Source organism: Flexithrix dorotheae DSM 6795 (assembly GCF_000379765.1).
Classification (GTDB): Bacteria; Bacteroidota; Bacteroidia; order Cytophagales; family Flammeovirgaceae; genus Flexithrix; species Flexithrix dorotheae.
Genome location: NZ_KB903437.1, coordinates 96075 through 120966, shown reverse-complemented (window position 1 = coordinate 120966; position 24892 = coordinate 96075). Strand labels below are relative to the sequence as shown.

The following is a 24892-nucleotide window of genomic DNA, read 5'->3' as shown; positions in this document are numbered from 1 at the left end:
CCTGACTTGGAAGGAGCTCAAACAAACGATATTGCTATAATCGCAACGGGAATTACCCTAATGCCACTTTTTTCATTTTTACTCCTGATTTTTTTTGGGAAGAAACTGGAAAAAAAATCTGGTATTTTGGCTACAGCTGTATTGGCTTTTTCCGCATTGCTTTCCCTTTATGTTTTTTATCAGGTTTGGCTGAATCAGGGCAGTACACTTACCCACTTCGAATGGTTTTCCCATCAGACAAACGCCTTTGTTATCGGAATCAATATTGATAAACTGGCTGCAATTATGTTGGTGGTAGTTACTCTGGTCTCTGGTTTGGTGCATTTATTCTCCCTGGTGTATATGAAAGGGGATAAAAATTTTCCAAGGTATTTTGCCTACCTCGGTCTCTTTACTTTTTCCATGTTGGGAATAATCCTTACCAACAACATCATATTCATCTATATTTTCTGGGAATTAGTTGGGGTATCTTCTTATCTATTAATTGGCTTCTGGCAGGAAAAGCCTGCTGCCTTAAAAGCAAGTAAAAAAGCGTTTTTAGTGAATAGAATAGGGGATGCAGGTTTTTTAGTAGGGATTTTGTCATTATTTGCTTTATTTCAAAATACCGATTTAGGTATAATCGCTTCTAAACATTTTTCCGGGGTATATGCTGTTGACTTTGCCAGCCAGTACTTACTCATCAGCCTTGCCGGGATGGGATTGTTTTGCGGAGCAATTGGAAAGTCTGCTCAGTTTCCTTTGTCCGTATGGTTGCCTGATGCTATGGAAGGACCCACTCCGGTTTCAGCTTTAATTCACGCAGCTACTATGGTAGCTGCCGGTGTTTATATGCTGGCAAGAATTGCTTTCATTTTTACACCAGAAGTACAAATTGTGATTGCCGCTATAGGGACAATCACTGCATTTATGGCTGCCTATGCAGCGCTTTCCCAAAATGATATTAAAGCAGTACTGGCTTTTTCCACCATTTCCCAACTGGGATATATGGTGATGGGCATTGGAGTAGGCACTGTTGGGGCATCTTTATTTCATTTAGTTACTCATGCTTTTTTTAAAGCCTGTTTGTTTTTATCCGCTGGAGCGATAATCCATGTGATGCATCAGGTGGAGCACGACACCAAAGCACATTTCGATCCACAGGATATGAGGAATATGGGTGGTTTGCGTAAAAAGATACCTGTGGTTTTTATCGCTTATTTATTTTCAGCTATGGCATTAGCAGGCTTGCCTTTATTTTCAGGATTTCTTTCAAAGGATGCGATTCTGGTTGGGGCTTATAGTTTTGCCAGTGAATATGGTGGGGCAGCCTACCTGATTCCGCTTTTCGGATTTTTATCTGCTTTATTCACCGCCTTTTATGTTGGAAGGCAATTGATCATGGTATTCTTTGGTGAATTCAATTTGGAAGATAAAATAAAAGATGCCGGAAATTATATTCAGGATATTTCCTGGGAAATGAAATTACCCTTAGTGATTTTAGGTTTTTTATCCATAGGGTTTGTATTTTCTCTTAATCCGTTTGATGGGGAAAATGGATGGTTGCTGGCTACCTTTAAAGGAAACTTAGTCATTGACCATAGTCAAAAATTATTGGTAGAAGTAATTTCTGCTTCACTAGCCATTTCCGGCCTTGGACTTGCCTGGCTGGTGTATGGAAATAGAGTGCTTTACAACTTAAAACAATCGCTGTTTCCCAAATCTTCTTTTGCTTATAAATTATCCCTGAACTTCTGGTATATGGATAGTTTCTATGAAAGGGTATTGGTGAAAAACAGCATTCTGATTGCTGAAAAACTGAAAACTTTCGATCTTTCTATTATCGATGGAATTGTAAATAAACTTGCTTTATTCAATGTGATTTTTGCCCACATCATAGCCTGGGTAGATAAATATATTGTAGATGGCTTTGTAAATTTTATGGTAATGGTTTCCGGAAAAACCGGAAACTTAACCCGATCTTTTCAGGGAGGAAAAGTCCAGTCCTATTTTGCCTGGACTTTATTTGGTTTTATTTGTTTATTGATCTACTTAATTAATGAGTGAATCTTTACTTTCATTACTCATATTTGTCCCGCTGATAGCAGCAATTGTTATCCTTTTACTTCCAAAGTCACTTAATGGAAGTTTAAAATGGATTACACTGGGCACTACAGTTGTTCAACTCATTTTGTCCATTTTGGTCATGCTGAAACTGGACTGGTCGGCTGGTGCTCCTGTAGGAATAAATAATCAGGGTAATTTTCAGCTGGTGGAAAATCACCAATGGCTCCACCTTGATCTGGGAACCCTGGGTACTATTTCAATTCAGTATTTCCTGGGTTTAGATGGACTCAACAGTACAATGGTATTACTTACTGCCATTGTAATGGTAATTGGGGCAATTTCCTCATTCGAAATTAGTCATAAAAGAAAAGGGTTCTTTGCTTTATTCAATGTGCTAAGTGCTACCATTATGGGATGTTTTATGGCACTGGATTTTTTCCTTTTCTATCTTTTCTTCGAATTCATGCTTTTACCCATGTACTTTCTGATAGGCATTTGGGGAGGACCAAGAAGAGAATATGCTTCTATTAAGTTTTTTATTTATACTTTGCTGGGATCTATCTTTATCCTGATTGTAATGATTGGGTTATACACTTCGGTGATAGACCCGGCTGCAACTGCTGTAAAAATAGGGTTAACGGAAAGTGTTGAAAATGTCACTACTGAAAATGTGGAGCAGGTTCAGGAAATGCTAAAAGTAGATCAGATCAAACCTGAAAACCTGGTGAGAACTTTTAGTCTCATTGCCATGATGGATGCGGAAAATTATATTCCGGGCAGCATTTTTTTCAAAGGAGAAATTACTTCCTTTTTCGGAGAAAATGCCCGGCTGATTGCCTTCCTGCTATTATTCATTGGATTTGCCATTAAGCTACCCGCTGTTCCGGTACACACCTGGTTACCCGATGCACACGTTCAGGCCCCTACTGCAATTTCAGTAGTGCTAGCCGGAATATTGTTGAAAATAGGAGGGTATGGCATATTGAGAATTCCCTACAGTATTTTCCCGGAAGGGGCGATTTATTTCTCCTGGTGGATTGGTTTATTTGGGGTAATTGCCATTGTTTATGGCGCATTCGTAGCCTTGGGCACGCATAACTTGAAAAAACTGATTGCCTATTCTTCAGTTTCACACATGGGATTTGTGATGCTGGGTATTGCTTCCTTAACCACTGAGGGCATTAATGGAGCAATCTACCAAATGTTCAGCCACGGTATTATTTCTGCTATGCTGTTTTTGGTAGCCGGAGTAGTTTATTACAGAACTCACAATCTGGAAATAGAAAATTACAAAGGTTTGATTTCCAAAATGCCAGTTTATTCCGCTATGGTAATGGTTGCCTTTTTTGCTTCTTTGGGATTACCTGGTTTTTCAGGATTTGTTGCAGAATTATTTGTATTCCTTGGCGCTTTCAAATCTGAGAGTGCCAATGGACTTATACCCATCTGGATGGCTATAGTTTCTACATTGGGATTAATTTTGGGTGCGGCTTATTATTTATGGACTTTGCAAAGAATGTATCTGGGAAATTTCTGGGCTCAAAAAGATCTGGCAGTTGATCAGTTAACTGATCTTTCCTCCAGAGAACTTATCATGTTTGTGCCATTAGCTATTATGACCATAATTCTGGGACTTTTTCCGCATCTGCTACTGGATGTAATTTCCCCTTCTGTGAATTATTTTGTGAATTTTGTAGAAGCTACCGGAAAGGAAAACCTGGAAATAATTTTACAAGCCATCAATAAGTAAGGAATGAATTTGAGCCTGAGCGATAAACTAAACCATATTCTTGAAAGTATTTCTTCTCTTTATGCAGAAGGATGGCTTGCGGTGCTGTTTATTGCGCTGATCATTATTGAACTTTTCCTCACCAGCAAAAAGAAATTGGTTTTAGGTGTGGTTGCCCTTATCGGATTAGCCATTAATTTCCTCTTCATTCAAAAAACGGGAACCGGGAATGAAGCTCCATTCATGCTTGGTTTGCTGGCCATCCACAAAAGTTCTCTGTTTTTCAAGTATTTATTCAACTTTTCAGGAATGGTGGTTATCCTGATGATGATGCTTTCTGGAAACAATAAGCAGGAAGATTTCAAAAATTATGGAGAGTTTTATAGCTTGTTCATCGCCATTATTCTTGGCCTCAACCTTATGGCAATGGCGAATAATTTACTTATGGTTTACCTTTCCATAGAGTTGGTTTCCATTACTTCTTATGTACTCACTGTTTTCAAATTCGATAAAAAAGGTGCAGAAGGAGGAATAAAATATTTACTTTTTGGGGCAATTTCTTCCGGGGTAATGCTCTACGGAATGTCATTGCTTTATGGTTTTTCCGGATCTTTAGTATTTTCTGAAATAGCCTCCGGCTTAGCACATATCCCAACTATTCCGGTAATCATTGCATTGGGGATGACACTTGGCGGATTATTTTTCAAAATTTCCGCAGCTCCGTTCCACATCTGGACACCCGATGTTTATGAAGCTGCACCAACTCCTTTGGTCGCATTCTTTTCGGTAGCCCCAAAAGCTGCAGGAATTGCAGTGCTTTTAACTTTCATCCAGGGATTTGAAAATTTTGTGCAGGAGGAAAAAGGAATAATTTATCTTTTAGGGTTCGTAGCCGGCCTGAGTATTTTGATTGGAAATTTTTCCGCTATATGGCAGAAAAGTGCGAAAAGAATGCTGGCTTATTCTTCTATTGCCCATTCAGGTTTTTTACTGCTGGCAATTATCCCACTTTCAGCTTCAGGCTATTCTGGTTTATACTTTTACCTGGGCATTTATGTATTTATGAATTTTGCGGCTTTTGTTTTCATCCAGTTTTTTGAAGAAACTTCAGGAAATGATTCGATTGAAAAAATGAAAGGGACAGGTCTAAGTTTTCCAGTAATTGGAATTTTAGTGGTAACCATCATGATTGCCCTCACCGGTTTACCCATTACCGCAGGGTTTACAGCAAAACTTTTTATTTTCTCAGCCTTATGGGAAGCATATCAAAATAGTGGGGAAGGTTTTATGCTGACCCTGTTTATTTTTGGTTTGTTTAATACTTTAATTGCGCTTTTCTATTATTTGAAAATTCCCTTTTTCATGTTTTTCAGGCCAAATGAAAATCAGCAATTTTCCATTCAACCCGTCCAGACTGCATTGCTTGTAGTTTTAACTTTACCGTTGATTTTCTTCTTTTTCAAACCAGATGTATTGACCGGGTTTTTAAATACTTTGCTTTTTTAAGCACCAGTGCTTCTTTTTTCTTTAAAGATAAATCCAGCATTCTGTCCCAGCAGGGTTTTTGTTTGAACCCTGCGTTTTTGAAACCCTTCAAATGCTGTAGGAACAATTGACATTATTACGAATTATTTTGTAGACAACTCTTGATGAGTTTTTAATCCCGAATATTGAAAATTAATAAAACGTATGGTTTCCACACCAAACTACTTCAATAAAGGATGAAATATTTTTGGCTTTTCAATTACTATAAACTCATTTTATGATAATGCTGTATGTAAGCGAGACCGCCTTCAAAATTAGTGTGGGAAAGATTCCCAGATACAGGTAAATTTCTTCAAGTCCTTGGAGGGAAAGGGATGCAGATCCTTACTTTACTTGCTCGGAAAACCTTTTTGAAGGCAAGATTTTTTCGTCTATTTTTCATCGACTGGAAAAATAGACAAAAGCCAACTCATCATGCCTTGCTTATAATTTAGTATTGAAGTTTTGTTTGGAAGGTCAGTAAGAAAATCAAATAAGCTGCAAAAACTTCTAAAGATAAGTTTTTGCAACTTTTATAAATTTTTAATATTCTACCCTATAAACTCTTCAAGAGTTAATTCAACCTGCAGGGTTTTCACAGAAAAACCCTGCTAAGACCAGAAGGAATTTGGATTTATTCTATAAAATCTTTTTCGATAAAAACATTCTCCATTACTCCTTTTTGTTTTTCAAAATTAAAGCATCTATTTTCAGGTTCTAAAAATTTTGTATTCAATAATGCCGGGAATGTTTTCAAAAAGCATTTAGGTGTAAATCATAAAAACTTGGAAATATCTGATCAAACAAAGGAAGTGGGAGCCATGAAAAAAAATGATCCCAAAATCATCAATGCATGGTGTTCTTACGACTGGGCAAATTCTGTTTATAACCTTACGATTACCGCAGCTATTTTCCCGGTTTTTTACAGTGCAGCAACATCTGATGCTTTTAACGGAGATGTGGTAGATTTTTTCGGGTTCAAAATTGTCAACTCCGTATTGTATTCTTATGCCATTTCCTTTTCCTTTTTAATCATTGTTTTCCTTTCGCCAATTTTATCCGGTATTGCGGATTATAGTGGAATGAAAACCAGGTTTATGCGATTTTTCTCTTATCTGGGATCGTTGGGCTGCATTGGGCTGTTCTTTTTTACAGGGGCAAATATTGAATATGGCATTCTGTGTGCCATTACCGCCAGTGTGGGCTATGCGGGTGCGCTGGTTTTTTACAATGCCTTTTTACCGGAAATTGTTACTCAGGATAAAATGGATGGTGTAAGTGCCAAAGGTTTTGCCTTGGGATATATTGGAAGTGTGATTTTATTGGTGGCCAGTTTGGTGATCATCATATTTCATGAAAACTTTGGGCTGGAACAGGGTTTTGCTACCCGGCTTTCCTTCCTTCAGGTCGGATTGTGGTGGTTTGGTTTTTCCCATATTGCACTCCATTATCTACAGGATCGCCCCACAGGCAATAAAATCACTTCCAAAATCCTCACCAAAGGTTTTTCAGAAATTAAGAAAGTGATTGCTGCACTTGCTGATAATCCGAATACTCAAAAGTTTCTCACCTCATTTTTCTTTTACAGTATGGGTGTCCAAACGGTAATGTTACTTGCACCATTATTTGGAGAAAAGGAAATTGGAATGGAAGGGGAAAAGCTGATTGCAGTTGTACTTATACTCCAAATTGTGGCTGTTTTGGGCGCGTATTCTTTTGCCAAAATTTCCGATCATCGGGGAAATAAATTTGCCATTGGCACTGCAGTTTTTATATGGATGCTCATTTGTGTTGGAGGATATTTATTACAAAAAGAATCTCAATTTTACGGACTAGCTGCTGTTTTAGGTTTTGTGATGGGGGGGATTCAGGCATTGTCCCGATCTACTTATTCCAAAATGATTCCCAAAGATTCGAAAGACACCGCTTCCTTTTTTAGCTTTTATGATATTACCGAAAAACTAGCCATTGTAATTGGCACTTTCTCCTACGGGATTATCGAGCAAATTACTGGAAGTATGAGGAACAGCATGATTGCCATGATTATGTTCTTCTTCGCTGGGTTCATCTTTTTAATGCTTGCCAAACTGCCTAAAGGGAAAAGACAATTGCTTAAAACCACACCTTGATAAATTTTTTCAACACACAATTATGAAACACTTTGCTAATTTTTCTGCTTTTCTTTTAATCTACTCAGCAATTAGTTTTGGTCCTGTTTTTTCCCAAAAAAAAGATGATAAAAAACTGATTAAAGAAGAGGACCCAAAGCTTTCTATCACCAAACACCAGTTGAAACTTTTAGATGGGAAAACTATTAATTACACTGCTACATGTGGCCATTTAATATTGAGAAATGAAGTTGGTGAATCCAAAGCCAAAATATTTTTTACAGCTTATACTTTAGATGATGCACAAAAGCCTGTTGACCTTTCCAAACGCCCGGTAACATTTACTTTTAATGGAGGTCCTGGTTCTGCTTCAGTCTGGCTGCACATGGGCGGCCTTGGTCCCAAAAGAATACTTATGACTGAAAAAGGAGAAGCTTTAAAACCTCCTTATAAAATAGAGGATAATCCTTATTCATGGTTAGGAGAAACCGATTTGGTTTTTATTGATCCGGTGGAAACCGGCTACAGCCGACCTGCTGAAGGGGTAGACAAAACAGAATTTTTAGGGTATAAGGAAGATATCGAATCTGTGGGTGCTTTTATCCATTTATATACTACCAAATTTGGGAGATGGAGCTCTCCTAAATTTTTGGCTGGAGAAAGCTATGGTACTACAAGAGCCGCAGGTTTATCCGGGCATTTGCAAAACCAATATGGCATGTATCTGAATGGTTTGGTACTTATTTCAGCCATTACCAATTTCCAAACTGCCCGTTTCAATCGGGGAAATGATTTACCTTATCCCTTATTTTTACCTACATATTCAGCTTTAGCCTGGTACCACAAACAATTGGATAGTAAATATGCGGATTTGAAATTACTTCTAAATGAAGTAGAAACATTTGCCCTTAATGAATATTCTACTGCGCTCATGAAAGGGGACAGGCTGCGTTCAGAAGAGAAAAACCAAATTGCCCAAAAGCTTGCAGAATATACCGGTTTAAGTAAAACCTATATTCTTCAGACTAATTTGAGAATCAATATCCTGAGATTCTGTAAAGAATTGAGAAGAGATGAAGGCATTACCATCGGTCGTTTGGATGGGAGAATGGAAGGGCTGGACTATGACGATTCAGGTGAAACTTTTGATTTTGATCCAAGTTATAATGCCACCATATACGGACCTTATACAATGGCTATCTACCATCACTTGAAAAACAACCTGAAATTTGAATCCGAACTTCCTTATGAAATTCTTACTGGAAGAGTGAGACCCTGGAATTACGACAATGTGCAGAATGAATACCTGAATGTATCTGAAACTTTGAGACAGGCCATGCATCACAACCATGATTTACAGGTATTAATTTGCAATGGTTATTACGATTTGGCTACACCCTATTTTGCTACTGACTATACCGTAAATCATATGTTTCTGAACGAATCTTTAAAAAATAATATCAGAATGACTTACTATGAGGCCGGCCATATGATGTACATTCACCAGCCTTCATTGGAAAAATTACAAAAAGATGTGTTGGATTATTATCAGGAGGTTTTGAAGTGAAATATTAAGTTTTTTTAATAAACAATTTTTTTATTTTTTATAGCCTGAGAAGTAATTATTACATAATCGTTCCTTTTTTTATCAATAAAAAGAGATGAAAAACCCATTAATTTACCCTGAATTCTTCTGTTTCAACTTCAATGGTTTCCAAACCGGAAAATTCAAATTTTATCTTCAGTTTTTGATTAATTGAATTATCTGGTTTTTCCTTTAAGCTCAAAACCATTTCACTTCCTGTATACCCAAATAACCAATGGTCTTCATTTTGATCCGCTATAAATTCATTTATTGTAGAATTACCATGGTTGGATACTTTGAATAATTCATTTAGACTACTTCCGGCTTTATATTCAATTCCCCCAGAAAAAATGGATTGGGAAGCAGTAATCCCAATTTCATTTATCTTTTGAGTTGGTTCTGGTAAGGGAGGATCACAAGCATAAACCTGATTTAGAAATGAATTTTTGAAATTTTCATGAATGATTATATTTTGGGAAATTTCCATTTCGCTGATTTGAATTTGAATAGCGGCAATTTCAAAATTATTACTTTCCTCATTTAAAAATTTACCATTTTCAAAAGTTCCAATAGAATTCCTTAAATCCGATATTTTTCCTTCTAATGGTTCTTCATTTCCACATTGGTCACAGGAGATAGGAAATTGAGTTACTGCGATCACAAATAATAATGTGATAATTTTTTTCATAGCTTAAAGTATTTATATAACCAAACTCAAAAAATAATGCTGAGAGTGGGTCAATTAACATTTTTTTCTAAACAGAATCCCGAAAATTAGATCGTTGGAAATTATTAGGTTTGCCAATTCTTTTTTTTGGATTTTTCCATATTTGAAATAGAAAGTAAAACAAAGGTAAAATAATTAATAAGGACCAAAAATGGAAGGAAAACTGCCACCATGAATTTGATTTACTATTTTGCTTTATTTCTGTAGAACGAGTCCAAGCGATAAAAACATCACCCATATCTAAATATCCATTTAAGTAAAATTTTCCCTCCCCATTAACCTTTGGAAATCCAAATGCTTCTATTCCATTTTGAATTTGATTTGCTAATGTAAAATCCCCGTTATTTTGCGCAGCTCTTTGTGCAACAATTGTGGCTGCCGTCCCAATTCCCCAAATAACCGGCCCAGAATCTATATCTCCTTGCCCTTCAATACCCTTTGGATATTCCCTAATTGCATTTAATCCCAATCTTTTCTCCACAAATAATCCTTTAAACCTTAAATACTGAAGTTTGGAAAAGGCAGAATCTATTTCTGGCAAAAAAGATAAAATTAAACTTTGGGATTCTCCTCTTGCATTTTCCAGTGGTATTCCACTTTTATAATTTACAGAATGGGGTATTAATCCATGAATATCAAGTCTATTTTTTACTTTTTCAATCCAATTTTCAATTAATCTGTCGTACTTTTTCTCAAAAACCCTGTCGTGTAAGGCCAAAGAGGCTACACAGATAATTACATCTGCCGGCCAACAATTATGTGTATAACTTTCCAGATATGGTGTTTCAGAGTTTTTTAAGGACTCAGAAATTTTAATACAATTTGTTTTGAATTTATTTATTTCTGCAATTGATCTTTCCGATTCTTCTGAAATTTCCAGTTTTCTCCCTAATAAATAATTACTCCAACCGGAAAAAAATGCACCATTTTTCAATTTCAAATCTTCCTGGAAGATTTCCATTGAGGAAGGAGAATTAATATTCTTCAAACATTTCTCAATTTCAACTTTTCCTTGTTTTGAAATTTCTGAATTACGGTCCATATGTGATATAAAATCAGCCCAGGCCAAACCATATAAACATTCGAAAAACAAAAGTCCTTCTGGAAATAATTGCTGCATTTCTTTTGCTGCACCATGTTCCCTTCGGGATCTTAAATATTGAAGCTGCTCAAATAAATCAGTATTAATTCCTTCTTTTATAGCTGGAGAATAATATAATCTAATATTCATTCCCAATAAAAAGTAAATAATAATAAGAAGTGGAGCAGAATTCAATAATTTAAAAATCATCCTCATTTATTATTGATTAACCCTTCCTCACTGCCCGAATACACATAAAAGCTGGAAACTCATTGAGTTCTCTGAAATGTTTGGGGTCCAGTTTTTCAAATTCAGAAACAGGTTTGGGTTCTAACAATTCATCAATATAAAAACCATTTTGGGTTAAAGGGGAAATACAATCCCCTAATGATCTTCGGTAGCTGTTCACTTCCACAGGTTTTCCAAAGCCATTCCAGGTACATTTCACCGGTTCTACTTCAAAATATTGGGTAGAATTAAAGTAGTTATACTCAAAAAAAGGATGCTCAATGGAAATTACTAAAACTCCATAAGGCTTCAAAACCCTGTAAAATTCTTTGATCGTAGAAGTCCAGTCCTGCAAATAATGCATAGCCAAAGCACAAAGGACTATATTAAAGGAAGCATCCTTCAAATTTTCAAAAGGTTTTGCCAAATCATGCACAAAAAAATCTCCTTGGTTTTTATTTCGCTGTTGTGCCAGGGCAATCATTTTTGTACTAAGATCAAAACCTGTAACTTTTGCTCCTTGTGCCAAGAGTATTTCTGCATATTTCCCGGGACCACAAGCCGCATCCAATACGGACTTGTCCTTCACATCAGGCAATAAACTTAATGTATTCGGACGATCATAATAGGCGTTATGCGGTTTATGATCGATCAAATTATTGTAGCTTTCTGCCATTTCTTCATAGGCTGAAAGGATTTTTGCTTTACTCATCATTGGATGGGTTTTAGTGGAAAGTTTTAGTAATCGTAAAAATCCCTAATTACAAATGATAGTTCTTCCTGATAGGGGACTAATTCCGATCTTAAATAATACCTGTGGAAAAATCCATTTAATACTACTATTCTTTTTCCGGGATTTAGGCTAATAAATTGCCGAATGTGTTTTCCCATTGCCTGATTTCTCATATGCCAAAACTCAGCTGCTTTCGAAAAACCATCATTATAGCTAATACTATCTCCATCAGGTTTAATGGCATATTTTTCTGAGAAAACCGGGGTGGTATTCATCACTTTCATTAGTTTATCATACTGGAAAGATTGCCTAAGTTGGGCTAAACTATCAGTGGAAAGTTGGTTGAAATTTACTGGTCCCAAATAGGCCAAAGCATTTAAACAACTGTCCACCACAAGGTATTCTTTATAAGTATTTTTTGATTCCTGATTTAAACTGTTTGACCAATATAAACTATCCAATAGACCCAAAGCTTTGCTATCAGTCGGTCTTGAGCCAATATTTTTTCGATATTCATTTCTTCCGGTAAAATCATAAGGACGGATTGGAATCTTAAATTTCTCTATGTATTTGGTGGTTGCCAAATACTCATTACTACTCATTTCCTTTTTGAATTTGAATTCAGGAGTAAAAAATGAGGAATCCACTTCATAAAGAATCAGATCGGGCTTAATGCTCAAAAGTATGTTGTATAAGCTATCAGAATTGAAGTTTTCCACTGGAGAGTGAACAGTGCCAATTAGAATTAATTCTGTTTTTTTCTGTCTACATGAAATTAGCAGAAAAGCAGTAATATAAATGATAAAACCTTTTCTCATTAGTAGTTTTCTGGGTGGGGTTTAAAGAGTTGATTTAGAGATGTTTTCAATTTTTCTTGAATTCTTTTAGATAGGAATAGATTAGAAAGCCTAATCGTTCTGGGGTGATTACTAAATCATTAAGACTTAAAGAAACCTTCTCACCCAAATTTAAATTAAATTTAAACTCAGTATAATTTTCATATTCAGCTATATAAACATATACTATTCGATTCCATTTAATTTGCTCACCATTTATACAAACCCCATATTTATTCATTTCAAAGATAACATTCTTGTTAAATGATTTTTTTAGGAGAAATATAGCAGCAAAAAGTAAAAATAAATTGAAAATCACAAATGGAATAGCTTCGAGAAAACCAAAATTACTTTCTTGAACCCATTGAAAACTCATGGAAAATGAAATGCCTAACACTATTACTCCGACTATAAAATTTCCAGTTTTATTTAGTTTTGATTCTTCAAACTTTACTCCAGAAAAATCTATCTTTTGTTTTTTGTTTCTATCTTCATTTGATACTAAATAAGATAATCTCTTCGGTTTTTCTTCTAGTGTGTCAGCAAAGCGAACTAAATTATAAACCCCTTCAATTTTTTCCTTAATCTTCCTGGTTTTTTCATCCCTTTTTTTTTGATCAAGATTAAATTCGGGGCATTCCTCATTAAAGTTCATATTCATTCCAATGGAACAGACATGACCTTTTTCAAAATCTTTTTCTCCATTTATACAAACTGAGCAAAAAGATAAGCGACCTTTCCAATCCATTCTTTTGAATCATTTTTCTAAGTTATCTCAAACCTACACCGCAAAATACTCCTCTAGTTCTTTCAGAGTGGTTTCGCTTCTTATTTTATCCTGAATTACATTGCCTTTTTCCAACACGACTATGCGTTCGCATACTTCCGTAACATGATTGAGATCGTGGCTGGAAACTAAAAGCGTACAATTATTTTCTTCCTTAAAACTTTTCATCTGATTTTTCAACCTGATTTGGGTAGTAGGGTCCAGATTGGCAAATGGCTCATCCAGAATTAAAATTTCCGGTTGAATTAACATGGCTGCCGCTATGCCCACTTTTTTCTGGTTTCCTTTCGATAAATCCCGGATAAACTTATTCGATCCTCTGATTTCCCCATTGAATAAATCTTCGAATTTACTGAGGCGTTCTTCTACTTCTGCTTTATTGAGCTTATGGAGATTTCCTATAAATTCAAAATATTCGTCTGGTGACAAAAAATCAATCAGAAAACCTTCATCCAAATAGGAACCGGTAAACTTTTTCCAGTTGTTATTGCCTTTCACTACTTCCTCTTTAATTAAAATTTCCCCCGAAGAAGGTCTGATCAGGTCCAGAATCATTCGGAAAAAGGTGGTTTTTCCAGCCCCATTATTTCCTACAAGTCCAAAACTTTCTCCTTGCTGAATTTCCAATGAAGGTATATTTACAGCCAAAATGCCATTATATTTTTTTGATAAATCTTTTACCGAAATCATGTTGATCAGTTTTATTGAATTGAGATTATTTTATCTTGGAAATTTATTTCTGGCGAAAACCAGAGGCTATTTTATATTTTTCAGCCACAAACCTTTTGGCTATGATACCTATCCAGAATTTGTAAAAAAAGCTACTTATTAAACCAATAATGCCTATTACAGCCAAACCGTAGTAAGGAATATCCATCAAATCAAATGGCAGAAATAAAATCATGGGTAAAATCAGGCAGGGAATGATTAAAATAAACTGGGTAATTCCCACACCTTGCCAGTTCATCGCTCCGCCTTTGGAAAGTTCTATTGCTTTATTGTTGTAAGTGGAAAAGTATAATACTACAAATACATTTATCCCAATATTGAATAAAAACATCGCCAGATTAATGGCAATTACTTTCCATCCAAAAAACACATAGGGCAAACTAAAAATAAAGGACAGACAAGACACGGGAATCAACAACCAGAACTTCGCCTGAAAATATTTATTAGGATCAATGTTGTTAGTCAGGATACCATCAAAATAATTGCTTTCCCAACCCAATATGAACTGACCATAATTGAAAATAAACATTCCGGTAATGAAAGTTCCTACAAAAAGCAACATGTAATATCCTTCGATATAGATATCCTGTGGATAAAATATCAGTCCATAAAACAAGAAAAATACAGTCATCCAGGCAATAGTTCTTGGTCTTTTATTTCTGAGAATCAGTTTAATATCCAACAGAATAAATTGCCCAATTTCCCCAAATCTGTCAAAATATTGCTGCCCTGCTATATTACCAACCTCCTTATTTTTCTTTGTTCCTATTTCATCCAGATAGGTATGATCGAGTATAAACTGATAATTCAGATAATAAAATAAACTCAATAATGCCAATACTATCAATAGAGGAATTGGGCTGGTTAAAGCATAATTGAACATAATTGTTGAAACCTCAGAAAGAGAAATGATTTCAAAATAATCCAGCAAAGTGACTGTGGCAATTCCCAAAATCAGAAAAACTACATAGCTCAGTTTTTTAGTCATTTGCCGCTTTATATAAATGATCAGATAATTATTGGCAAATCCCAGAAAAATCAAAGTAAAAAGCCAGACTAAAGCGTAAAATTCACCATATTGGGGAATTAAAACTTTTATGCAAAAAGGCACAAAAATGAGCCAGGGGAAAAAATTGAGCAGATTGAAAATAGATTTTCCCAACAGATAATTAATTATTTTTGATCTTTTGATGGGCAAATGCAGATAAGGTTGAATGGTCATCACCGGTAACTCCTGCAATTGAAATCGCATGAAAAGATCCACCATTGCATAATAGAGAATAAACCCGTTGAACACATCAACCGGATTTTGATCCGGGAACATTTTCTCCAGCACCTTATCTATAAAAATACCTAGAACAAGGAAATTGAGCAGGAAGTAAAAAATAAAAAATCCCAGGATAATATTAATAGTCAGGTTTTTCTGCCAAAAGGTTGACCTTTTAGTTTCCTTCCATTTATGAAAAATAAATTGGCTTATCATTGAACACTTTTTGGAGTGAATAATTTGGATAACACAATCCTGTTTGTATTCAAAGCTTTTTAATTATTACAAAAAAATTTAATTATCGGAGATAGGTAATTTTCGAATTGAACAGATTCAAACAAAAAAGGAGTCCCTGTAACCAGAAACTCCTTTAAAAGCGAAAGCTTTTTATTAAATTAATTCAATTGGAAATTTATTAAGGCTTCCTCATTTTCTTCCACCCACTTCATTTTATTGTATTTTTTATCTGGGTGTGTTTCCTCATAAGTTTTGTATTTTTCACCATACAATTCATATTGCTCTGAAAAATACTGCTCAATTATATCAAAATTCTTATGTACATTTTGAGATAATTCCTCAAAATCGGATTCATTTAGTTTTCTATTGTACCTTTTAGCAATATACTCTTCTCTTTTCTTCATCAATTCCAGTTCTCTCTCTTCATTTTTAGCATTTTTCACCGCTACAAGCTTTGCTTTCCAGGTATTATAATTAATGTAGTCTTCCTTTGAAAGGGTGAATAAATCCATCCCAAAATACTTTGACCAAAGGTCATCAGAATATGGGTTCTCTTCCAGTTTTGACCAAATTTCTGGTTTTGACAAAGGGTCATTTGTTGTTTCAGTACTAGCTGTTTGTCCATACATAAAATGACTACATCCTATCAGAACAAATAATGTGATAACTTTCTTTATTTTATTCATAGCAATTTATTTTTTCTGGTTGATTGGATATTTAAGCTTAATTGCTATTTGTTGGCTTAATTCCCTAACGATATCCGGACAAAATCATTTCAATTTCAGAATGTTATCAAACCTTAATCTTTAAATTTAAGCTGTAGCAATCGCAGCTACACTCACTTTTCTACATCCTGCTTCCAAAAGTTTATATGCACCTGCTTCAATAGTTGAACCCGTAGTAATCACGTCATCCACTAATAAAATGTGCTTATTCTTTATCTTTGAGGGATTTTTTACCAGGAAAATATCCTTAACGTTTAGCCATCTTTCATATTTATCTTTTTTGGTTTGAGTTCTGTTTGGTATATTTCTAATAAATGAACTCCTATCCCATGGTACAATCAGTGATTCTGATAAGCCTTTTGCAAAACCATCGGTTTGATTATATCCTCGCTTCTTTAATTTTTTTACATGCAAGGGAATGGGAATGATCAAATCAAAATCATATTTCCTTTTACTTGATTTTATTTCAAATCCATACCACTTTCCTAAAATTTCACCTATTTCACTTTTTCCCTGATATTTCAATTCATGTATTATTTTCTGGACTTTTCCTTCCTTGGCATATTTAAGATAGGCCCAACTATTTTCTATGTTTACCTTACCATAAAATTTTTTCGATAGTTGATTGTCATTAATTAGATGATATTCAGTTTTCGGTAGTTCAAACCTGCAGTAAGTACAAATAAAATCTTCATTTTTAACAAGGGCCTTATGACAAGCCAGGCAGTAAGAAGGAAATATGAGATTTAAGAAATCAGAAAACATTTTGAATATATTTGTTTATCTGTTAACCTACGGATTTAAATATCATTATCGAAATTCAGGATTTTATTTGGAATTTAATTCAGCTACTTATTTCTTTCTTCTATAAATCCTTTAAATAAATATTTATTATTATGATCTTGAAGCAAATACCAGATCTGGAAACAGAGTGGGAAATTTTAGTCAGGAAAATAAAACTTGCCTTTGGAAAATCCACCAATCCGGATTTAAATTCAGTTTTGTTTTTAATTGGAGTACAGGAATTAGGTAAAGGCCCAGATAACTTTTCAAAAGAGGAAAAACAAAATTTAATTCATATTGCCATTTGTAAGGTCCTCAGTTTAAGTGGATACTATACATTAGATGGTGTGGATAAAGATGGCTGGCCACATTGGGTTCTCCAAAAAAAATTACCTTTTTTCGATTTACTATCCCAGGAAAAGCTACTTAAAATGCATATAATTGAATATTTCAAAACGGAAATAAAACTATGAAAATAATCAGCTATAATATAAATGGGATTAGAGCCGCCCTTAAAAAAGGGCTTTTAGAATGGATGGAAGAAGAAGCTCCTGATGTTATTTGTTTTCAGGAAATGAAAGCTCACCTGGACCAAATTGATAAATCAATTTTTGAGGATCTCGGTTACCACATCTATTGGTTCCCAGCAGAGAAAAAGGGTTACAGCGGAGTAGCTATCTTAACTAAGGTTGAGCCTACAAATGTGGTTTATGGTATGGATATGGAAAAATATGATATCGAGGGAAGATTGCTAAGGTTGGACTTTGGTGATATTACCCTAATTAATACATATATGCCATCCGGGACAACTGGGGATGTAAGACAAAACTTTAAATATGAATGGCTTGATGATTTTTTTAGCTTTATTGAGAACTTAAAGAAGGAGAGGCATAAACTCATAATTTGTGGAGATTTCAATATTTGTCATAAGGAAATTGATATACACAACCCTGTGAGTAATAAAAAATCTTCAGGTTTTCTTCCAGAAGAAAGGGCTTGGGTTAGCAAATTTATTAATTCCGGTTTTGTGGATGCATTCAGACATTTTGATGAATCTCCTCATAATTATACCTGGTGGAGTTATAGAGCTAGAGCAAGAAAAAGAAATCTGGGCTGGAGAATTGATTACTTTATGGTAAGTGAACCGGTAGTAACAAATTTAAAAGATAGCAAAATTTTAGCTGAAGTCATTCACTCAGATCACTGCCCTCTAAGTTTGGAAATCGAATTTTAGAACAACCCAACACCTTGAACAGATATTTTAAATATTTCTTTCTTGAAAGAAAAACCTGATTTATCAATATTATCTAAATCTCCCTTGATTTTAAAATCTAAAAAAGGGAGATTTCATTTTTTTAATTTCAAAAATATTCCTCCTTAATAGATTTTATAAGTTCATTTCCAAATATTACCACCAGATGTTAGTTATTAATAATGACCTGAAACAGGCATTCTTTTAATAATACTGTAAAACATTAACTATTTGGAAAAAGTAATGAAACAAATTCTATTTATTTTGTCAATACTTTCAATAGGGATATATTCTTGTCAAACTAATAATGCACCTGAGAATAATATTTATAATCTAACAAAAACAAAAGGTGATAAATATTATGGTGGTGTATTTAGATTAAATGAGTCTGAGTATATAAAAAATCTATTTCCCCTAAGTATTATCGATGTTTATTCCTACCGTGTGGCATCCCAAATTTATGAGGGACTTTTTAAATTCAATCCAGAAGATATTACGGATGTAAAAACCTGTCTGATTGACTCTTACGAAGTAAATCCCGAAAAAACTGAGTATACATTTAAGTTAAGAAAAGGGATATTTTTTCATGATGATGAATGCTTTGAAAATAATAAAGGACGAGAATTGACTTCAGAAGATATAAGGTATTGTTTTACAAAACTTTGTACTGAGGATAGAAAGAATCAAAGTTTCAATTTATTTGATGGAATTGTAAAAGGAGCAAGTGAATACTATGCTGCTACTAAAGGAGGAGCAACTCCAAACTTTGATATTGAAGGTATTAAAATAATTGACAAATACAGCTTTAAAATTGAACTAATAAAGCCTAATTCTATTTTTCTTTATAATCTTGCTAGACCAGGTGCATTTATTTATCCTAAAGAGGCTTATGAAAAATATGGCATTGAAATGAGGACAAAATGTGTAGGTACAGGTCCATTCCAAATAGATTTAATTGATGAGGATATTTCCATTCTTTTGAAAAAGAATAAGAATTATTATAAAAAAGATGATTCAGGAAATCAACTTCCATATATGGAGGCTATTAGTATCCAATTTATTAAGGATAAAAAAATGGAGTTGTTAGAATTCAAAAAAGGAAATCTTGATATGATGTACAGACTTCCCACTGACCACATTATCGAGATTTTGGATGAAACCATTTCAGATGATAATACAGGATTCAGTCAATACGAGCTACAAAGAGAACCTGAAATTTCTACGCAATTCCTGGCCTTTAATAATCAAAGTGAAGTTTTTGGCAATTTAAATATCCGAAAAGCTTTCAATTTTGCGGTAGATAGGGAAAAAATTCTAGATTATATATTAAATGGAGAAGGCTATGGAATAGGGGAATTTGGATTTACACCACCTTCTTTTAATAATTATGATATTTCTAAGTTCAATGGTTACGATCTAAATTTAGATTCAGCCAAATATTATTTAAAAAAGGCTGGATATCCTAATGGAAAAAACTTTCCAATACTGACACTTGATCTAAATACAGAAGGTGAAAGATACACTAACGTTGCTGTTGAATTGCAAAAGCAATTAAAAGATCACTTAAATATTGATATTGAAATTAATATTGCTCCTCTGGCACAAATCACTGAAAAAAGTATGTCAGGTAATTTCGATTTTCTAAGATTAGCCTGGGTGGCTGATTACCCAAGTCCGGAAAACTTTCTTTGGATGTTTTATGGGGCAAACCTTCCTACTGAACCCAATGCCAACTCTTATCCTAATTTTATCAGATATAAAAATGAGCAGTTTGATACTTATTATGAAAAGGCCATTAATTCACTTTCTGAAGAGGAGGCACTGGCAAATTTCAGGAAAGCAGAGGAAATTATGTTAAGGGATGCTCCTGTTTTAATTCTTTGGTATGATGAAGGTTACAGACTTGTGCAATCTTACGTTAAAAACTTCCCAAATAACCCCATGCAGTTTAGAGATTTTACAGATGTTTATTTAACTCCAAAGAATACAGAAAAAGACCTGGCAGCAAATAATATCAATTGAGATAAATTATTATTCCTAATCTAAACTTAAAATAGTATTTTAGTTGTTACAGGTTAGTGGGAAAATATTTTTTAGACTATGCTTAATGAAAATCTCAATCAATATAAAAAGAAATACTACCTTAATTTAATCTTAAAAGGTAGTATTTCTGCTTTTACAATTTTTCTTTCTTGTTTCTACTTTGTAAACATCCTGGAGTTTTTAGGGAATTTCGGTTCTATTCCTAGGGCCATTCTCTTCTATATTTTTATCCTTGTTGTGTTTACTTCATTTTATTTTTGGATTTTCATTCCATTATATAAATTAATTAATAAAAATAAACAGATTACTGATTCTGAAGCTGCAATTCAAATAGGTAATTATTTTCCTCAGATTAAAGACAAATTACTTAATGCATTGCAACTTGAGCAAAATAAGGGAAATACTGATCTCATCCAGGCAAGTTTAGCTCAAAGGAAAAATTCCATTCAGAATTATGAATTTAGCAAAGCAGTAGACCTGTCCAACAATAGGAAGTATTTTAAGCTACTTGCCATCCCAATTGTTGTAATCTTATTTACCCTGATTTTTGAACCAAAGTTTTTCCTGGAAAGCACCCCAAGAATTATTAATTACAATCAAAAATTTGAATTAAAAGCTCCCTTTAACTTTAATGTAGTTAATGAGGAACTATCAACTTTCAAAAACGAAAACTTTAACCTTCAACTGAATATAGAGGGTAGTGCCATCCCAGAGGCGGTTCAATTAATTACGGATGATGGCAGGAAACTTAAAATGATTAAAGAGGAAGATGGCTCTTTTTCATTGCTTTTTAAAAAAATTCAAAAAGAAGTTAATTTCCATTTTGAAGCTTCGGGGTTTAAGTCTTCTGATTACCATTTACAGGTATTTACCCGGCCGAGCTTAAGAGACTTTAGTGTTTATTTAAATTATCCTGATTACATCAAAAAGAAAGGAGAAAGAATTGACAATACCGGTAACCTTATTATTCCAGAAGGGACAGAAGTAGAGTGGCAATTTAAAACCCTGGAAACCAATAAATTAAACCTGAAATTTCAAAAAGAAGAAGGTTTCCTTGAAGCCGGATTTCAAACCGATAATTCGTTTAAATTTAATAAAACTATCTCAGAATCAGAGACTTACCAGGTTTTATTAGAAAATAAGTACAGTAAAAACAAAGATGTAATCGAATTTTATCTTAATGTAATTCCAGATGAATTTCCAACCATTAATATGCGGCCATTGGAAGATACAGTAATGTTTGATTTTCTGTTGCTAGGTGGAAATATTGGTGATGATTATGGAATTACAGCTTTAAATTTAAAGTATAAAATAAAAGATAATAATCTGACCCGAACAAATAACGATACTCAATATAAATCAATAAGCATCAATTTTAATCCTGTAGTAATTAACCAAAGTTTTTTTTATAAACTGGATCTAAAAGACTTAAATATTAACCAGGGGAATCAACTTGAATATTATGTGGAAGTTTGGGATAATGATGGTGTAAATGGAAGAAAAAGAACCAAAAGTTCTCTTTATTCCTTCAAATTTCCATCTAAGAAGGAATTTAAGGAGGCCATTTCTAAGGATTCAGAATCTACTGAAAATCAAATTGAAAATGCATTAGAACAATCAAAGGATTTAAAAAAAGATTTAAAGGACCTGCAAAATAAATTAAAGGGGAAAAAGAAACTCGAATGGCAGGATAAAAAAAATATAGAAAAACTTGTAGAGAAAAATGAGCAAATAAAAAAGGAAGTTCAAAAACTACAGGAATTAAATCAGCAGCTTAATCAGAAAAATGAAAAGTTTAATCCTAGAAATGAAGAACTTGCTCAAAAGGCCGAGCAACTCCAAAAACTAATGGATGAACTACTAGATGAGGAAACTAAGAAGTTGTACGATCAATTAAATGAGTTACTTGAACAAAATTATATTAATCAGGACCTACAAGACCTGTTAAAGGATATTGAAGTTAAAGAAGAATCTTTAGAAAAAGAACTGGAAAGAGCACTTGAATTATTTAAAAAACTTAAATTTGATTCGAAGGCTGAGGAAATTATTAAAGAATTAGAAGAGTTGGCAAAAGAACAGGAGAAACTGGCAGAAGAAACGGAAGATTCAAAAAAATCTGATTTGGACGAGATCCAAAAAGAACAGGAAGAACTCAACGAAAAGTTTGATGATGTAAAAAAAGAACTTGATGAACTAAATGAAATCAATGAAAGTTTAGAAAATCAAAAAAATCTTGAAAATTTTGAGAAGCAGGAACAATCAATTGAGCAGGAACAAAAAAATATTCAGGAAAATTTAGAACAAAACAAAAAGAAAAAGGCCTCTGATTCTCAGCAAAAAAATTCTGAGAAAATGCAAAAAATGGCCCAGCAAATGCAGCAAATGCAACAATCAATGCAAATGCAGCAATTGAATGAAAATTATGACGATCTGAGAAAAATTTTGGAAAATCTCATTACATTATCCTTCAATCAGGAAGATTTAATGTTAGAATTTCAAAAAATAAAAAGAATTGATCCAAAATTTATTAAACTTGGACAGGAACAACTAAAAATTAAAGATGATGCTAAAATTATTGAGGATAGTTTAGTGGCTCTTTCGAAAAGGGTATTCCAAATTGAATCATTCGTAACCAGGGAAGTGACCGAAATGAATCGGTATATGAATGAAAGTTTAGATGCTATAAAGAAAAGAACTCCTGAAATTGCTGCAAGTAAACAGCAATTTACTATGACTTCAATAAATAATTTAGCTCTTTTGCTGAATGATATTCTGAAACAAATGCAACAGCAAATGAGCCAGAGTATGAGTGGGCAGCAGATGTCGGAAAAACAGGGGGGAAGCCCGAAATTAAGCGATTTACAAAAACAGTTAAATCAAAGGATTGAGAACCTTAAAAAAAGCGGTAAATCGGGCAAGCAACTTTCTGAAGAATTAGCAAAGTTAGCAGCAGAACAGGAAATGATCCGAAATGCGATGAAACAAGGGATGGGTAAAGGTCAGCCTGGAAAGGAAGGAGGGAAGCAGGAGGGTAAACAGGGAGAGAAAGAAGGAGAAGGGACTGAAGGAAGTGATGGGAAAGAAGGAGGAAAAGATGGTGATGGGGGTTATAAAGAACTCCTTGAAAAAATGGAAAAAACAGAGGAGGATTTGGTAAACAAAAAGGTTACTAATGAACTTCTGGAAAGACAAGCAGAAATATTAACCAGATTACTGGAATCGGAAAAAGCTGAGAAAGAAAGGGAATTAGATAATAAGAGAGAGGCCAAAACAGCTGAACAAAAGGATAAAAATCCTCCTTCAGACTTTTCAGATTATTTAAAGATGAAGGAAATGCAAATAGAGTTATTAAAAACAATACCGACATCTCTTAACCAGTATTATAAGAAGCAGGTAAACGAATATTTTAAGAAAATAAAAAATTAAGTAGTTAAAGATTAAGAAGATGAATAAGTCATTAAAGCTCAAAATCCCTTCTATGATTGATAACATAAGGATTGTTGAGAGTTTCATTGATAATGCGAAGGAAACGTTTAAGTTTAATGACGATATATATGGCAATATAATGATTGCCGTAACAGAATCAGTCAACAATGCCATTGTCCATGGAAACAAAAATGATAAAAACAAGAATGTTCATTTATCTCTTTCGGTAGATGATTCTAATATCAGCTTTGTAATAAAGGACGAAGGGAAGGGTTTTAATCATAAACAACTACCTGATCCAACAGCCCCCGAAAATTTAGATAACCCTGGAGGAAGGGGTATTTTTCTCATCAGGCATTTAGCTGATGAAGTAAAGTTCAATTCCAATGGAAAGGAGATCAAAATGATTTTCTATGTAAACACTTAATTTTTCATGAATAATATATTTTTTTTTGTGAGGACGTAGACTTTGAATTAGAAAACTCAAAAAACATTTCCAAATGGATAGCTTCTTGTCCGTTAAGTGCTGGATTCCAAATTGAGGAAATAAATTATATTTTTTGCTCAGATGAATATTTGTATAAATTAAACATGGAGTTTCTCCACCATGATACTTATACTGATATTATAACCTTCGACAATTCTGAATCCGATAAAAAAATAACAGCTGATATTTTTATTAGTATTGAAAGGGTAAAAGAAAACTCTAAGAAATTCAATGTTTCATTTAGCCATGAACTAAATAGAGTATTAATCCATGGAGTTCTCCATTTGATTGGGTTTAAAGACAAATCTCCCTCCGAAGAAAAGGAAATGAAAAATCAAGAAGATTTATGGTTATCCAAATTCACCTTTTAAACCATATCTCGTATATTTTATCATTTAATTATTTTTTGAATAACCCTTTTTTATTTTTTGATTGAACATTAAAATTGATTTCTACCAATGGAGCTATGAATAAATAGTAGCATTGAAATCAATTTATGCTATTGCTATTCTTAAAGTTTTATACCTTATTTAAACCTGATATATTCTTTTCTTTGCCA

General features: G+C 33.9%; 20 protein-coding genes. 11 read left to right on the top strand and 9 right to left on the bottom strand.

Annotation, left to right across the window (positions count from 1 at the left end):
- Positions 1–6 precede the first annotated feature (6 nt).
- The 5 genes from nuoL (at position 7) to A3EM_RS0112065 (ending at position 8974) form a co-directional block, all read left to right on the top strand.
- A complete protein-coding gene (nuoL, locus tag A3EM_RS0112095) occupies positions 7–2046 on the top strand; it encodes an NADH-quinone oxidoreductase subunit L (protein ID WP_020528478.1) in 2040 nt (679 codons plus the stop codon).
- Entirely contained in the window at positions 2039–3796 is a 1758-nt protein-coding gene (locus A3EM_RS0112090) for a complex I subunit 4 family protein (RefSeq protein ID WP_020528477.1), read from the top strand. The genes nuoL and A3EM_RS0112090 overlap by 8 nt, the downstream gene beginning before the upstream one ends.
- 3 nt (positions 3797–3799) lie before the next feature.
- Positions 3800–5281: an NADH-quinone oxidoreductase subunit N gene (locus tag A3EM_RS0112085; RefSeq protein ID WP_020528476.1), complete on the top strand. Its 1482-nt coding sequence runs from the start codon at positions 3800–3802 to the stop codon at positions 5279–5281.
- 803 nt (positions 5282–6084) lie between these two features.
- The gene (locus tag A3EM_RS0112070) at positions 6085–7428 is read left to right on the top strand and encodes an MFS transporter (protein WP_020528473.1); all 1344 of its coding nucleotides are present in this window, start codon (positions 6085–6087) and stop codon (positions 7426–7428) included.
- A gap of 22 nt (positions 7429–7450) precedes the next feature.
- Positions 7451–8974, top strand: a complete 1524-nt coding sequence (locus tag A3EM_RS0112065; protein ID WP_020528472.1) for a S10 family peptidase — start codon at positions 7451–7453, stop codon at positions 8972–8974.
- Positions 8975–9080: 106 nt separating this feature from the next.
- Here the strand turns inward: A3EM_RS0112065 and A3EM_RS0112055 are convergent, their stop codons facing one another.
- The 9 genes from A3EM_RS0112055 to A3EM_RS0112015 form a co-directional block, all read right to left on the bottom strand.
- Complete coding sequence (locus tag A3EM_RS0112055) at positions 9081–9680, bottom strand: hypothetical protein (RefSeq protein ID WP_020528470.1); 600 nt, start codon at positions 9678–9680, stop codon at positions 9081–9083.
- A 67-nt stretch (positions 9681–9747) separates the two neighbouring features.
- A complete protein-coding gene (locus A3EM_RS0112050) occupies positions 9748–10950 on the bottom strand; it encodes a hypothetical protein (protein ID WP_157637852.1) in 1203 nt (400 codons plus the stop codon).
- Positions 10951–11026: 76 nt separating this feature from the next.
- Positions 11027–11743, bottom strand: a complete 717-nt coding sequence (locus A3EM_RS0112045; protein ID WP_020528468.1) for a class I SAM-dependent methyltransferase — start codon at positions 11741–11743, stop codon at positions 11027–11029.
- A gap of 23 nt (positions 11744–11766) precedes the next feature.
- Positions 11767–12579, bottom strand: a complete 813-nt coding sequence (locus tag A3EM_RS0112040) for a hypothetical protein (RefSeq protein WP_020528467.1) — start codon at positions 12577–12579, stop codon at positions 11767–11769.
- Positions 12580–12625: 46 nt separating this feature from the next.
- Entirely contained in the window at positions 12626–13345 is a 720-nt protein-coding gene (locus A3EM_RS0112035; RefSeq protein WP_020528466.1) for a hypothetical protein, read from the bottom strand.
- Positions 13346–13378: 33 nt separating this feature from the next.
- Positions 13379–14074: an ABC transporter ATP-binding protein gene (locus A3EM_RS0112030; RefSeq protein WP_020528465.1), complete on the bottom strand. Its 696-nt coding sequence runs from the start codon at positions 14072–14074 to the stop codon at positions 13379–13381.
- 43 nt (positions 14075–14117) lie between these two features.
- Positions 14118–15596 carry a DUF5687 family protein gene (locus A3EM_RS0112025; RefSeq protein WP_020528464.1) on the bottom strand — a complete coding sequence of 493 codons (1479 nt, stop codon included), beginning with the start codon at positions 15594–15596 and terminating at the stop codon, positions 14118–14120.
- Between the two features lie 179 nt (positions 15597–15775).
- Complete coding sequence (locus A3EM_RS0112020; RefSeq protein ID WP_157637851.1) at positions 15776–16303, bottom strand: hypothetical protein; 528 nt, start codon at positions 16301–16303, stop codon at positions 15776–15778.
- 126 nt (positions 16304–16429) lie between these two features.
- On the bottom strand, positions 16430–17107 hold the full coding sequence (locus A3EM_RS0112015) for a ComF family protein (RefSeq protein ID WP_020528462.1): 678 nt from the start codon (positions 17105–17107) through the stop codon (positions 16430–16432).
- Between the two features lie 131 nt (positions 17108–17238).
- Here A3EM_RS0112015 and A3EM_RS0112010 point away from each other — a divergent pair, with 131 nt between their 5' ends.
- From A3EM_RS0112010 to ybeY, 6 genes are all read left to right on the top strand, one after another.
- Complete coding sequence (locus A3EM_RS0112010; protein ID WP_020528461.1) at positions 17239–17598, top strand: hypothetical protein; 360 nt, start codon at positions 17239–17241, stop codon at positions 17596–17598.
- Complete coding sequence (locus tag A3EM_RS0112005) at positions 17595–18359, top strand: exodeoxyribonuclease III (RefSeq protein ID WP_020528460.1); 765 nt, start codon at positions 17595–17597, stop codon at positions 18357–18359. Before A3EM_RS0112010 ends, A3EM_RS0112005 begins: the two co-directional genes overlap by 4 nt.
- A 261-nt stretch (positions 18360–18620) precedes the next feature.
- Entirely contained in the window at positions 18621–20399 is a 1779-nt protein-coding gene (locus A3EM_RS0112000; protein WP_044238223.1) for an ABC transporter substrate-binding protein, read from the top strand.
- 78 nt (positions 20400–20477) lie between these two features.
- A complete protein-coding gene (locus A3EM_RS0111995; RefSeq protein WP_020528458.1) occupies positions 20478–23846 on the top strand; it encodes a DUF4175 family protein in 3369 nt (1122 codons plus the stop codon).
- Positions 23847–23865: 19 nt separating this feature from the next.
- Positions 23866–24273, top strand: a complete 408-nt coding sequence (locus tag A3EM_RS0111990) for an ATP-binding protein (RefSeq protein WP_026210251.1) — start codon at positions 23866–23868, stop codon at positions 24271–24273.
- Between the two features lie 17 nt (positions 24274–24290).
- On the top strand, positions 24291–24704 hold the full coding sequence (gene ybeY, locus A3EM_RS0111985; RefSeq protein ID WP_026210250.1) for an rRNA maturation RNase YbeY: 414 nt from the start codon (positions 24291–24293) through the stop codon (positions 24702–24704).
- Positions 24705–24892: the final 188 nt, after the last annotated feature.